The sequence below is a fragment of the Yimella sp. cx-51 genome (genome assembly GCF_017654605.1).
In the GTDB taxonomy this organism is placed as follows: domain Bacteria; phylum Actinomycetota; class Actinomycetes; order Actinomycetales; family Dermatophilaceae; genus Yimella.
Map to the genome: position 1 here is coordinate 2,325,646 of NZ_CP072113.1, position 13,080 is coordinate 2,338,725.

The 13,080-nt window shown below is 67.1% G+C and carries 13 protein-coding genes; 9 read left to right on the forward strand and 4 right to left on the reverse strand.

The features are described from left to right. Positions 1-15 precede the first annotated feature (15 nt). Positions 16-864 carry a PHP domain-containing protein gene (locus J5M86_RS11050; protein ID WP_188059380.1) on the reverse strand — a complete coding sequence of 283 codons (849 nt, stop codon included), beginning with the start codon at positions 862-864 and terminating at the stop codon, positions 16-18. A 163-nt stretch (positions 865-1,027) separates the two neighbouring features. Between J5M86_RS11050 and J5M86_RS11055 the strand changes: the two genes are divergently transcribed. The 3 genes from J5M86_RS11055 to J5M86_RS11065 are packed head-to-tail and all read left to right on the forward strand — an operon-like array spanning position 1,028 to position 3,637. Further along, positions 1,028-1,513, forward strand: a complete 486-nt coding sequence (locus J5M86_RS11055; RefSeq protein ID WP_188059379.1) for a hypothetical protein — start codon at positions 1,028-1,030, stop codon at positions 1,511-1,513. Between the two features lie 10 nt (positions 1,514-1,523). After that, positions 1,524-2,117 (forward strand): hypothetical protein, encoded by a 594-nt coding sequence (locus tag J5M86_RS11060; protein WP_188059378.1) that lies wholly within the window; start codon positions 1,524-1,526, stop codon positions 2,115-2,117. 26 nt (positions 2,118-2,143) lie between these two features. After that, the gene (locus tag J5M86_RS11065) at positions 2,144-3,637 is read left to right on the forward strand and encodes an aminopeptidase P family protein (protein ID WP_188059377.1); all 1,494 of its coding nucleotides are present in this window, start codon (positions 2,144-2,146) and stop codon (positions 3,635-3,637) included. Positions 3,638-3,969: 332 nt separating this feature from the next. Here J5M86_RS11065 and J5M86_RS11070 read toward each other — a convergent pair whose 3' ends face one another. Both J5M86_RS11070 and J5M86_RS11075 read right to left on the reverse strand, forming a co-directional pair. Further along, a complete protein-coding gene (locus J5M86_RS11070) occupies positions 3,970-5,262 on the reverse strand; it encodes a hydroxyacid-oxoacid transhydrogenase (protein ID WP_188059376.1) in 1,293 nt (430 codons plus the stop codon). Further along, positions 5,259-6,176 carry a helix-turn-helix domain-containing protein gene (locus tag J5M86_RS11075; RefSeq protein ID WP_188059375.1) on the reverse strand — a complete coding sequence of 306 codons (918 nt, stop codon included), beginning with the start codon at positions 6,174-6,176 and terminating at the stop codon, positions 5,259-5,261. Before J5M86_RS11075 ends, J5M86_RS11070 begins: the two co-directional genes overlap by 4 nt. 175 nt (positions 6,177-6,351) lie before the next feature. Between J5M86_RS11075 and J5M86_RS11080 the strand changes: the two genes are divergently transcribed. The 6 genes from J5M86_RS11080 (at position 6,352) to J5M86_RS11105 (ending at position 12,588) form a co-directional block, all read left to right on the forward strand. After that, complete coding sequence (locus J5M86_RS11080; RefSeq protein ID WP_188059374.1) at positions 6,352-7,305, forward strand: cyclase family protein; 954 nt, start codon at positions 6,352-6,354, stop codon at positions 7,303-7,305. After that, positions 7,302-8,975 (forward strand): long-chain fatty acid--CoA ligase, encoded by a 1,674-nt coding sequence (locus J5M86_RS11085; RefSeq protein ID WP_244328328.1) that lies wholly within the window; start codon positions 7,302-7,304, stop codon positions 8,973-8,975. Before J5M86_RS11080 ends, J5M86_RS11085 begins: the two co-directional genes overlap by 4 nt. 9 nt (positions 8,976-8,984) lie before the next feature. Continuing rightward, on the forward strand, positions 8,985-9,461 hold the full coding sequence (locus J5M86_RS11090) for a hypothetical protein (protein ID WP_188059373.1): 477 nt from the start codon (positions 8,985-8,987) through the stop codon (positions 9,459-9,461). A gap of 30 nt (positions 9,462-9,491) precedes the next feature. Then, complete coding sequence (locus J5M86_RS11095; RefSeq protein ID WP_188059372.1) at positions 9,492-10,811, forward strand: magnesium transporter MgtE N-terminal domain-containing protein; 1,320 nt, start codon at positions 9,492-9,494, stop codon at positions 10,809-10,811. Continuing rightward, a complete protein-coding gene (locus J5M86_RS11100; RefSeq protein WP_188059371.1) occupies positions 10,808-11,377 on the forward strand; it encodes a DUF1003 domain-containing protein in 570 nt (189 codons plus the stop codon). Before J5M86_RS11095 ends, J5M86_RS11100 begins: the two co-directional genes overlap by 4 nt. Positions 11,378-11,451: 74 nt before the next feature. Continuing rightward, entirely contained in the window at positions 11,452-12,588 is a 1,137-nt protein-coding gene (locus J5M86_RS11105; protein ID WP_370587303.1) for an Mrp/NBP35 family ATP-binding protein, read from the forward strand. Between the two features lie 98 nt (positions 12,589-12,686). On the opposite strand, the gene J5M86_RS11110 is transcribed toward J5M86_RS11105, so the two are convergent. Beyond that, entirely contained in the window at positions 12,687-13,067 is a 381-nt protein-coding gene (locus tag J5M86_RS11110; RefSeq protein WP_188059369.1) for a preprotein translocase subunit TatA, read from the reverse strand. Between the last annotated feature and the right edge of the window lie 13 nt (positions 13,068-13,080).

A 13,080-nucleotide genomic window follows, 5' to 3' on the forward strand; every position in this document is an offset into this window, starting at 1 on the left:
ACCCGACAGCGGCCCTCAGGGCAGGTAGGCGGAGGAGCTGTCGGCAGCTTCCTCCAGAATTCGTTCGAATTCCTTTGCGTCCGTGACGTTTTCACCGAGCTGGTTGGGCTTGCCCGCGCCGTGGTAATCGCTGCTGCCGGTGCGGATCAACCCGAAGCGATCGGCGTAGGACCTCGCATGAGCTCGAGCCGTTTCGTCCTGATCGCGATGGTCCACCTCGATACCGGCGAGCCCGGCGTCCACCATCGACTCCACGGTCCGGTCGGCCACCACCCGTCCGGTCACGTGGGCGAACGGGTGGGCCAGCACAGGCACTCCGCCGGCGGCACGGACGAGTTCGACGGCCCGCACCGGATCAATGGCGTAGTGGGAGGCGTGGTACTTGCTGCCGGAGTAGAGGAAGCGGTCGAAGGCTTCACCCCGGTCGCGCACCACTCCGATGGAGACGAGAGCATCGGCGATGTGCGGACGGCCAATGGTCGTGCCGGCGCTGAAGTGAGCCTGCACGTCGGGCCAGGTGAGGCCCGTGTCAGCCCTCAGCCGTTCGACCATCGCCTCCGCCCGCGTCTCACGGGAGGTGCGCGCCTTGTCCAGTTCTGCCGTCAGCTCCTCGTGCAACGGATCGATGAGGTAGGCCAGCAGATGCAGGCTGGCGTGGTTGATCGCGCACGAGATCTCGATGCCGGGCAGGAAGCCGAGCCCGAACTCGGTTGCACGGGCCCGCGCAGGCGCCCAACCGGCCACTCGGTCGTGGTCGGTGAGCGCCACGACATCCAGCCCGGCTGCCCGGGCCGATTCCATCACCTGAGCCGGCGATTCGGTGCCGTCGGACTCGGTGGAATGGGTGTGGAGGTCGATGCGCACGCGATGAGCGTATCCGCACGACCGGCTCCAGAACCGGCCGTTGCCGTGGTGAGCGACTGCTTCATCGCGCGCCCGAAGGCCGGGTCCAGCGACTACTGTCGGGTCGGGTCGCGCTGTCGACCAGGCTTTTCGTTGACCGATCGCGACGCCGAGGACGAGATCCATGAGCAGTAGTGCACCGGCTGCGCTTCGGCGCGCCGTGCAGCTGATGTACGTCGGCGCCGGGTTGTCCGCGGCGAGCGCAGTGGTGTCGCTCACGCTCTACGACAACGTCCGTGCCGGCATCGAGCAGCACAACAGTGCACGTCCGAGCGGCCGGATGACACCGGTCGAGATCGACCAAGCGGCGCACACGACCGTGACCGTCCTGGCCATGACGGCGGCAGTCAGCGTGGTGGTCTGGATCATCATGGCGGTGTTGAACCGACGCGGACGCTGGTGGGCTCGGATCGCAGCGACCGTGCTGACCTTGTTCTGTCTCCTGCAGACCTGGAGCTTCCTCACCCGCGGCCATCCGACCGTCCTTGCCGGGCTGCTCAGCATCGCTCTGGCGATCGTCGCTGTGACCGCCACGGCGTTGCTCTGGCGACCGGAGAACGCCGCACATTTCGGCCAGTCGGTGCCGGAGAAGTTGGAGCAGTCGGCCTAGCCTGTAGGGCATGCGTCTTCGGAGTCTGGTGGTTGTCACGAGCCTGCTCCTCACCGGTTGTGCGAGCACCTCGAACGTCTCCACGAGTACCTTCACACCTGCGGCCACCACCTCGAGCACGAGCACGAGCACCACGCCCACGCCCTCAACATCGGTCTCGGTCGGCAGCACCGCCGACCGCTCCAAGACCTTCGCGGTCGTGCTGCCGCAGGGCTGGAAGGCCGCCTCACCGGGTCCACCGGGGGCAGTGCTGGCAATCACGTCGGAGCAACCCACCGATGACGTCTTCACCGCCTTCAGTGTGGTGTCGACCAAGAGCGTGAAAGGGCAGTCCACCGACGACCTGGCGGCCGCCGGAGCCGTGCAGATGCGCCAGGTCGGAGCGAAGGTGGCGCCCGTCGCCGACCGGATGATCGGAGGGCAGCCGGCGTCCGGCTATCGAGCCGAGCGCACCGTGAAGGACAAGAAGGTCGCCCAGACGCAGTTCTACGTGCAGCACGGCGATCAGGTCTTCGTGACGACCACCACCAGTGCGCTGGGAGCACGCGCTGCGGCTGACGGCGTCGTCAATTCCATCCTCGGCACCTGGGCCTGGACCAAGTAGCCGGCGTCGCGTGCGACCATGGCCTGGTGAGTGAAGAACAGACGAAGGCCGAGCACCGTAGCCGCCCGACCAGCCAGGCGTTCCGCGAGTTCGTCGCCTCGGGTTGGTCCGAGCGCGACACCACCAACCCTCCGCGCGCGCAGGTTGCCGACTATGCAGCGCGCCGTCGCGAGGCGGTCAGCGCGACCTTCGCCGGCCACCGGGTGGTTGTTCCGGCGGGAGGCCTGAAGGTGCGCAGCAACGACTGCGACTACCAGTTCCGGCCGCACTCGGCCTTCGCCCATCTCACCGGGCTGGGCAGCGACCGCGAACCCGATGCGGTGCTCGTGCTCGAACCCACCGACGCCGGCCACGAGGCAGTCCTCTATTTCCGTCCGCTGGCCGGACGCGACACCGAGGAATTCTTCGGCGACTCCCGCTACGGGGAGTTCTGGGTTGGCCCCAGGCCCACCCTCGAAGATGTCGAGGCCGAACTCGGCGTGACCGCCCGCCACATCGACGAGCTGCCCGATGCCTTGGCCAAGGACGCCGGCGTCGTGCAGTTGGCCGTCGTGCGTGACGCCGACCGCGCGATCGCTGCACTGGTCGACAAGGTGCGCACCGAGGCCGGAGTGGTCGACGAGCAATCGATCGACGAAGAACTCGCTCGTGAACTCTCGACCATGCGCCTGGTGAAGGACGACTGGGAAGTCCAGCAGATGCAGGCCGCCGTCGATGCCACCGAGAAGGGCTTCGAGGCCGTCATCGCCGACCTTCCCAAGGCGCTGGAAAGCGGCCGCGGTGAACGCTGGGTCGAGGGCGTCTTCGGCCTGGTGGCACGCCACGAGGGCAACGGGGTCGGCTACGACTCCATCTGCGCCTCGGGCAACCACGCCAACACCCTGCACTGGATCAAGAACACCGGTGAGGTGAAGGAGGGCGACCTCCTGCTGCTGGACGCCGGCGTCGAGGTCGACTCCCTCTACACCGCCGACGTCACTCGCACCCTTCCGGTGGGTGGCACCTTCAGCGAGGTGCAGCGCAAGATCTACGACGCCGTCTTCGCCGCTCAAGAGGCGGGAATCGCCGCGGTCAAGCCGGGCAACAAGTTCAGCGATGTGCATGCGGCGGCCATCCGGGTCATCGCCGAGCACCTGCACGAATGGGGACTCCTGCCCGAGGGCGTCGACGTCGAGACGACGCTCGATCCGGAGAAGGGTCAGTACCACCGTCGCTGGATGGTGCACGGCACCAGCCACCACCTGGGCATCGACGTCCACGACTGCGCACTGGCCCGCAAGGAGGACTACATGGACGCCGAGTTGCGACCGGGCATGATCCTCACCGTCGAGCCCGGCCTGTACTTCAAGGCCGATGACGAGCTCATCCCGCAGGAGATGCGCGGCATCGGCGTGCGCATCGAGGACGACGTCCTGGTCACGCCGGACGGCTGCCGCAACCTCTCGGCCGCCATGCCACGAAGCAGCGCCGACGTCGAGGCCTGGATCAAGCGAGTCCAGTCGGCGCAGTCAGCTGGCTGACATCCAAAACAGAGGGGCCCGCAACCGAATTCGGTTGCGGGCCTTCAGTGTTCAGCATCGCGGGCGATGCGGAGATCAGCGCTTGCGGGAGATCCGCCGACGCTGTCGCTCGGTGCGGTAAGCGTCCGCAGCCTTCACCAGCGCGTAGTTGTTACGCGTGGAGTTCATCTGACCGAACATCGTGTCCCTCCTTCGCCATGTGGCCGTCGTCTGCTTGCTCCAACAATTTAGTCTTTCGACGTCGAACATTTCAAGTTGGAACTATGAGACAACGGTCACAGCGCGTCGTGCTGCCGCCCCGGCACGAACGCCGGGGCGGCAGCACGGGCAGCTCACCAGAGACGGAGGCTGCGCTCGAAGATGCCGGCAATGTCGTCCTCGGTCACCGGCCGCGGCGAGGTCGTCAGCAGACGCTGCTGCTTCATCGTGCCGTCGACCAGATCTGGGATGTCGCTGCTGTCGTAGCCCACGGCGCCACAACCGTTGGGGATGTCGATGTCGCGCATCAGATCGACCAGCACCGCCGGCAGCAATTCCTCGTCCGACAAGCCGGGGTACTCGCGGTCGGCAAGCAACTCGGCCGCACGCAGGTGACGCTCCGGGGAGGCGGCGAAGGTGAAGCGGAATGCCTCCGGTGCCGTCAGCGAGACCGACATGCCGTGCGGCACCATCGGCTCCGCAGCCGGGTAGTCCTTGGGGTGGAAGTTCTTGACCCGCCCGGCGATCGGGTAGGCGTTCGCGTGCGGGATGTGCACCCCGGCATTGCCGAATCCCATGCCGGCGAACGTCGCCGCGAGCGCCATGTCTGCTCGGGCGTCCAGGTTGCCTCCATCGCGCACCGCGGTGCGAAAGGACCCCGCCAACAAGGTCATCGCCTTCTCCGACCACATGTCGGCGATCGGATTGGAGCCGCAGTAGGGCACGCGCTCGTGCGGCTGCTTGCGCTCGTAGGAGGTGTACGGCCGCGCGGTGTACGACTCGAGCGCGTGACACAGGATGTCCATGCCCGCCGCAGCCGTGACCCCGGCGGGCTGGGTGAGGGTGACCAAGGGGTCGATGACCGCCATCGTGGGCCGCAAGCGGGCGTGACTGATGCCGGTCTTCACCTTCATCGACAGCACGTCCAGGACGCAGATGGTCGTGCTCTCCGAGCCGGTGCCGGTCGTGGTCGGCACGGCCACCAGCGGCTTGAGCGGTTTGCTCGGCGCACGCCCACCACCGACCGGCGCATTGATGTAGTCCATCAACTCACCCTCGTTGGTGGTGAGCAGGTTGATCGCTTTCGCGGTGTCGATGGCCGAACCGCCACCGACCGCGACGAAGGCGTCCCAGGGTCCGTTGTCCCGCCCGAAGGCGACCGCCTCACCCAGGCTGTCGTCGGTCGGCTCGACGTGCGAGCCGTCGAAGATCGCGACCTCGATGTCGAACTGCCCCATCTGGTCGGCCACGCGCTGGGCGACGCCGGCCCTGGCCACACCGGGGTCGGTGACCAGCAGCACTCGCCGCGCTCCGGTCAGACTGAGGTCGTATCCGATCTCATCAGCTGCTCCGGGCCCGAACTTCAGCTGGGGCGCACCATAGGTGAAGACGCTCTCTGGGTTCTGTGGCGTGGGGAGTTCGGTCATCGGGCTGCCTTTCGTTGATGCGGAACTACGTGGGCACTGACCATCGCGACGGCGGCATCGGCGTAGTCGCTCGCGATGAGTTCGGGGGCGATCGAGCCGTCGTGGTGAATCCACTGTGACAGCGAGGTGCACATGGTGGAGATCGCGTTGCCGAGGGTCACCATCAGCCGCCCGGTGCTCGGGATCTGCCCCAGCACCGATCGGATGTCGTCCTGCAGGATGCGTTGCACCCGCTTGCGCTCCGCGGTGATGCGCGCGCGATCACCGGCCGACAGGCTGCGCATCTCACTGGCGCCGAGGAAAGCGAGCCTGGGCCGACGGGCGTGGAACAACGCCAAGCACTCCACCGTGCGATGCAGCCGCTCCGCTCCCGGCCCGACCTCAGCGCGGGCCACGTCGAGGCGCCAGGTCAGATCGGCCATCGTCAGGTCGAGCAGCGCGGGCAGCATCGCGTCCTTGCCCGGTTGGTAGTGGTAGAGCCCGGAAACACTCAGACCGGCGTGGTCGGCGATCTCCCGGATCGATGCACCATGAAATCCCTTGTCACAGAACGCAATCAGTGCGCCGCTCAGTGCAGGGTCCAGCGGCAGTTCCGGAAACTCCCGCCAGCGCCCTTGGGCCCGCCCGGGAAGGTCGTCACGCTCGTACGGCGGGTGTTCTTCCTGACCGGCCCCGGCGCGACCTGCAGGACCTTCCAACACCTCGTCCAGCAGCCGGTGCGGCAGGAGCTGGAGCTCATCCGCAATGCGACACATGCGCTCGACCGACAACGTGGTGTTACCCGTTTCGATACCGCTCAACGTCGCCGGGCTCACCTCGATTCGGGAAGCCAACTCGCGCAACGAAATACCCCGCTGCTCCCGCTGCGCCCGGATCGTGCGACCGACGTCCGGGACTGTGACCGTCGTCGACATGGCGTTCAGGCTAGATGAACACCCAGCCCCGTGGCCAGTGGTCCAATCGACGTCCCACGTGGCAAAACGTCCGAAAGCTCACTGTTGACAAAGAGGTTGACCCCTTGTGACCCTGATCACACGTCAACATTGACCGAGCGGGCGTTCGACCCGCGCGCTTCCCGGAGGTGCCCGAATGACCGATGCCATCAGCCTCGAAGAACTGCTCAAGGACTCTCCGACCAACTGGGGCAAGTGGGGTGCCGACGACGAAGTGGGCGCCTTGAACTACCTCACCAAGGACGAGGTGCTGCGCGGTATCAAGTCGGTGCAGCAGGGCGAGGTCTTCACCCTCCAACGCCTGATCAACGACCCGAAGGGCGACCCCGTGTGGCCCGGTCGCTCCCCCGCCGAGCGGACGATGATCCTGGACGAATCGACGTGGGACAAGGACGACGCACCCCAGTTCCCTGGCGGTCTGCACTACGCCGACGACAAGATCAACGCCTTCCTGCAGGGCTCGACGCAGTACGACGCACTCGGCCACGTCTGGTATGGCGGCAAACTCTGGAACGGCTACGACGCGCGCACGACCATCGGTGGCATGGAGAAGGCCAGCGTCGCCCCCATCGGCGAGCGTGGCGTCGTCGGCCGCGGCATCCTGCTGGACATGGCGCGCTTCCGCGGCAAGGAGACGCTCGACAAGGGCGAGACGTACACCCACGAAGACCTCGTGGCCTGCGCCGAGGCCCAGGGCACCCCGATCGAGAAGCGCGACATCCTGGTGATCCGCACCAACTTCCTGCAGCAGTTCTTCGACCAGGGAGATTCGTTCTACGAGGGCTTCAACGAGCCCGGGTTGGTCTACAGCCCCGAGCTCGTGCAGTGGTTCCAGGACATGGAGATCCCGAACCTCGTCACCGACACCATCGCCAACGAGGTCACCTACGACCCCAACAACGGCGTGGCGCTGGTGCTGCACAACGCCCTCATGCGCAACCTCGGCGTCACCCTCACCGAGATCGCCGACCTGGAGAAGCTGGCGAGCTCGTGCGCCGATGACAAGCAGTACACCTTCCTCTACACCGCGGCGCCGCTGAAGGTGCACCGTGCCACCGGTTCACCGGTGAACCCCGTGGCGATCAAGTGACCGAGCAGACGCATCCCTGGCTGGCCCGCTACGCAGCGGGCCAGCCGGAGCACATCGAGCCGGCCGCACCCGACATGCTCTCGCTGTGGCGGGCCGCTCTCGATGCCGATGCCGAGGCCCCGGCGGTGCTCTACTTCGACCACTCGCTGAGCTTCCGCGAGGTCGACCAGCGCGCGTCCGCACTCGCGATGTTCTTGCAGCGCAACGGTTTCCAACCGGGTGACCGACTCGCGCTCTACCTGCAGAACCATCCTGCCTTCGTCATCGGTCTGCTCGCCGCGTGGAAGGCCGGTGGCGCCGGCGTGGCGATCAACCCAATGAGTAAGGCACGCGAACTCACCTATCTGCTGAGCGACTCCGGCGCGGTGGCCCTGCTGTGTCACGACGACCTTTTCGAACAGGTCGCACAGGACGTCGTCGACTCGGGCGAGACCTCCGTGCGCGCGGTCATCAGCGTGAGCCCGCTCGATGAGCAGTCGCGTGACGACGACCGACTCTTCGCCGACACCACCAGGGGCGGGGCCCCGACCGGGACAACCGCGCTCGCGCAGATCGTCCGCGAATCCACCGGCGAGCGCCCTGCCGCGTACACCCCCTCGCCGGACGACATCGCTGTGCTCACCTACACCTCGGGCACGACTGGCGTCCCGAAGGGTGCGATGAACACCCACGGCAACATCGCCTTCAACGCCACCACCTACCTGCGTTGGCTCGACCTCAGCAGCGATGACCGGGTGCTCGGCATCGCGCCGTTGTTCCACATCACCGGGCTCGTCGGACATGTCGGCGCGGCCATCGCAGCACGCTGCCCGCTGGTCTTGGCCTACCGGTTCGAACCCAATGTCATGCTCGACACCCTGCGCGAGCACCGGCCGACCTTCACCATCGGGTCGATCACTGTGTTCATCGCGCTCTCCTCCGTCCCCGGTGTGAGCGCCGACGATTTCAGTTCGTTCCGGTACATCTATTCCGGCGGAGCGCCGATCGCGCCCGCGGTCACCGAACGCTTTGAGAAACTGACCGGGCACTACATCCACAACGCCTACGGGCTCACCGAGACCAACTCCCCGTCCCACTTCGTCCCGGCCGGCTCCCGTGCGCCCGTCGACCACGACAGTGGGGCGCTCTCGGTGGGAGTTCCGGTGTACGACACCGTGGTTCGCATCCTTGACGAAGCAGGCAATCCGCTGCCTGCGGGCGAGGTCGGCGAGATCGCCACGAGCGGACCCCAGGTCGTTCCCGGCTACTGGGGCCGTCCCGACGCGACCGCGGAATCCCTTCCCGGCGGTGAACTACGCACCGGCGATGTCGGCTTCATGGACGCCGAAGGTTGGTTCTACCTGGTCGACCGCAAGAAGGACATGATCAACGCCTCCGGCTACAAGGTGTGGCCGCGGGAGGTGGAGGACGTCCTCTACACCCATCCCGCGGTTCGCGAGGTGGCGGTGATCGGCGTCCCCGACGAGTACCGCGGCGAGACGGTCAAGGCGTTCGTGTCGCTCAGCGACGGACACAGCGTGACGACGCAGGAGCTCATCGACTTCTGCAAGGAGCGCATGGCGGCCTACAAGTACCCCCGGCAGATCGAGATCATCGACGAGTTGCCCAAGACCACCACCGGCAAGATCCTGCGCCGGCAGTTGCGCGATGAGGCACAGGCCGGCCGATAAGGTCGCGCCATGACCGATGCGCGCACCGTCCTGCCCCGCTCGGCGGTGAGTTGGCTTGTCGTCGGTGACCAGACCTGGCCGGTGTGGCACGCCGTCGTCGACTCACGGATCTATGTGATCGGTGGGCCGGGCGAGCAGCCGGTGCCGGAACTGCCCGAGCAGCTTCAGGTCATCCTGCGCACCAAGGACACCCGCGCCAAGGTGGGCCCGGTGCCTGCCCGCGCTCTGCGACTCCACCCGGGCGTACCCGCCTGGCAGCCTGCAGTCGACGCCTTGCTGGCGGCTCGCCAGGGTGTGCCGTCGGAGGCGCTCCTGGACCGGTGGAAGGCGCGATGCGCCGTCTGGGCAATCGACATCGACCTCGACGCCCACCTCCCCCGCCCCGCTCCCGACGAGCATTCCGGCGCCCGCGTCGCGGCTGCGACCACCGCCACCACCGATCGTTGGCGGCCACGACATCTGGGACGCCCGCGTCGCCGTAGGTGATCTCGGCGCGGGACACTCGCACGACTAGGCTTGCAACTCGTGAGCACCCGCATCTTCGTGTCGCGCATCGCCGGCCTCACCGTGCTCGATCCGTTGGGCGATCGGGTCGGCACGGTGCGCGACGTCGTCACCACCTTCGCAGGCACCTCCACCACCCCACGGGTCATCGGCTTGGTCATCGAGGTGCCCGGCAAACGACGTGTCTTCCTTCCGATGACGAGGGTGACCACCGTCGATCCGGGCGCCGTGATCAGCACGGGTCTGGTCAACATGCGGCGCTTCGAACAACGCGCCACAGAGACCCTCGTGCTCACCGAACTCTTCGACCGTCCGGTCAAGGTCAGCGGGGAGGACGAGCCGTACGAGGCAACGGTCGAGGACATCGCGATCGCCCAGAACTCCCGCCGCGACTGGGTGGCCGTCAAGGTCTTCGTGCGCCGAAGCGATGGCTCGGTCGGCGCCACCAGCCGGGCGGTGTCCCGATTGACTCGCCGCCGTCCCGGACGCACCGCACTGGTCGACGTCAGCCAGGTCACCGGCATGCGGTACCAGACCGGCGCGCAGAGTGCGCAGCGCCTGCTGGAGAACTACGACGACATGCGGGTGGCCGACTTCGCCGAGGTGATCCACGACCTCAACCCCAAGCGACGCGCCGAGGTGGCCGCCGCGCTGGACGACAGCCGCCTGGCCGACGTGCTCGAGGAACTTCCCGAAGAAGACCAGATCGAGATCATCGCCGGCCTGAAGAGCGAGCGAGCCGCCGACGTCCTGGAGGCCATGGAACCGGACGACGCAGCTGACCTGCTCGCCGACCTGCCGCCGGAGCAGGCCGAGAAGCTGCTGCAGTTGATGGAGCCCGACGAAGCCGCGCCACTTCGCCGACTCATGACCTACGACGAAAACACCGCCGGTGGTCTGATGACCACTGAGCCGGTCATCCTCGGCCCGGAGGCCACCATTGCCGAGGCATTGGCGATGGTGCGCCGGGAGGAACTCGACCCCGCCCTCGCGTCGGCGATCTTCGTCTGCCGCCCGCCGTTGGAGACGCCCACGGGCCGGTTCATCGGCCTCGTGCACACCCAGCGCCTGTTGCGCGAGCCGCCGCACACCTCGGTGGGCATGGCTGTCGACACCACGATCGAAGCGATCTCGGTGGATGCCCGCCTGGAGCAGCTGACCCGGACGCTCGCCACGTACAACCTCGTGGTGCTGCCGGTGGTGGACGACGACGGCCGGTTGCTCGGCGCGGTCAGCGTCGACGATGTGCTCGACCACATCCTTCCCGACGACTGGCGCGAGGAACGGCACGACGTCCGCCTCCCCTCGACTCCGCGGGCGGGTGGCCGATGAGCGAACGCAGCGAACGGCGCTCTCCTCGCGAGAGTGGCCCTCGACTGGACCAACCGCGCGAGCTGCGCGGGCGGTTCTTCCCCGAGATGGCCGTCGACAACGAAACCTTCGGGGTCATCGCCGAGAAGTTCGCGCGCTTCATGGGCACCGCGAAGTTCCTCGCCTACATGACGATCTTCATCATCGTGTGGATCCTGATCAACGCCATCGCGTTGTTCGGACTGCGATGGGACCCCTACCCCTTCATCCTGCTCAACCTCTTCTTCTCCACCCAGGCGTCCTACGCCGCTCCGCTGATCCTGTTGGCGCAGAACCGGCAGGACGACCGCGATCGCGTGGCACTGGAACAGGACCGCAACCGGGACGAACGCAACCTGGCCGACACCGAGTTCCTCACCCGCGAGGTCGCCTCATTGCGTCTGGGCCTGCGCGACACCGCGACCCGCGACTTCGTCCGTGGTGAACTGCGCAATCTGCTGGACGAGATGGAGGAGCGAGGCATGATCGCACCCGTTGCGCCCGAGGAGACCAAGCCCCGGCGCAAGAAGGACAAGCCCGCTAACTGACCGGCTCCAGCGCCGGCCGACGGGGTGACCGGGCGGTCTCAGGTGACCGCCGTCACGCGCTTACCATGGACCCCATGTCTGCAGCACCCACCATGGACGCCGTCCGCGCCGCTCTCGCCACGGTCGAGGACCCCGAGATCCGCAAGCCCATCACCGAACTCGGGATGGTGGAGAGCGTCGACATCTCCGAATCCGGTCACGTGAGCGTGACGATCCTGCTGACGATCGCCGGGTGCCCGCTGAAGGCCAAACTCACCGGCGACACCACGTCCGCGGTGCAGAAGGTGGCCGGGGTGACGGGCGTTGAAGTGCGCCTCGGGGTGATGAACGACGAGCAGCGAGCCGCGCTCAAGGAATCCTTGCGTGGCGGCGCGCCGGAGAAGGAGATCCCCTTCGCCAAGCCCGGCTCGCTCACCCGCGTCTATGCCGTCGCGTCCGGCAAGGGCGGCGTCGGCAAGTCATCCGTCACCACCAACCTCGCTGCTGCGATGGCCGCCAACGGGCTGCGTGTCGGCGTGGTGGATGCCGACATCTACGGCTTCTCAGTGCCCCGCATGTTGGGTGTCGACCAGAAGCCGACGCAGGTCGACGACATGATCCTGCCGCCGGTCAGCAACGACGTGAAGGTCATCTCCATCGGGATGTTCGTGCCCGGCAACCAGCCGGTCGTGTGGCGCGGACCCATGCTCCACCGCGCGCTGCAGCAGTTCCTCGGCGATGTCTTCTGGGGCGACCTCGACGTCCTGCTGCTCGACCTTCCGCCGGGCACCGGAGACATCGCGATTTCCGTGGCACAGCTGATCCCCAACGCCGAGATCCTCGTGGTCACCACCCCGCAGCAGGCGGCAGCCGAGGTGGCCGAACGGGCTGGGTCGATCGCGCTGCAGACCAAGCAGCGCATCGCCGGCGTGATCGAGAACATGTCGTGGCTGGAACTTCCCGACGGCACCCGTCAGGAGATCTTCGGCTCCGGCGGTGGCCAGGACGTCGCAGATTCGCTCACCCGATCGGTCGGGGCGAAGGTCGAACTGCTGGGACAGATCCCGCTCGACACCGCGCTGCGCGAAGGCGCCGACACCGGTGCGCCGGTGGTGTTGGGCAGTCCCGACTCCCCCGCCGCCGTTGCCCTGCGCGGCATCGCCAAGGGTCTCGGCAACCGCGCTCGGGGCCTGGCCGGACGCTCGCTCGGTCTCACGCCCACCGGCCGCTGACCGCGGCACTGACTCCGGTCAGTGCACACAGGAGAAACCTGTTGAGCCGCAACGGTTTCCAGCGAAGGGCCAGAGGCTGCACCCGCTGGTTGAGGGCCCTACGTCGCGTCGACGTCGAAAGGCGTTGACCGGTCGGGGTCGTAGCGCAACGGCTCCCAGGCGGAAGGGCCGGCGTCCATCACGGGATCGATCGCGGCATGCTGCGCGGTGGTGTTGTCGGACGGCTCGTCGAACAGCGCCTCCCGGACGATCTTGCGGGGGTCGTACTGCCGAGGGTCGTACTGCCGCCAGTTGACATCGGCAAACTCCGGACCCATTTCGTCCTTGAGTTGCGATTTGGCGCCCTCGGCATAATCGCGGGCCTGCTTGATCCAGCCGCGCACCTTCGAGATGTACTCGGGCAGCCGTTCGGGACCGATCAACACGGAGGCCAGCGCGATGAGCACGACCAGCTCCCACATGTCGATACCGAACACCATGGCCCCCCTTACT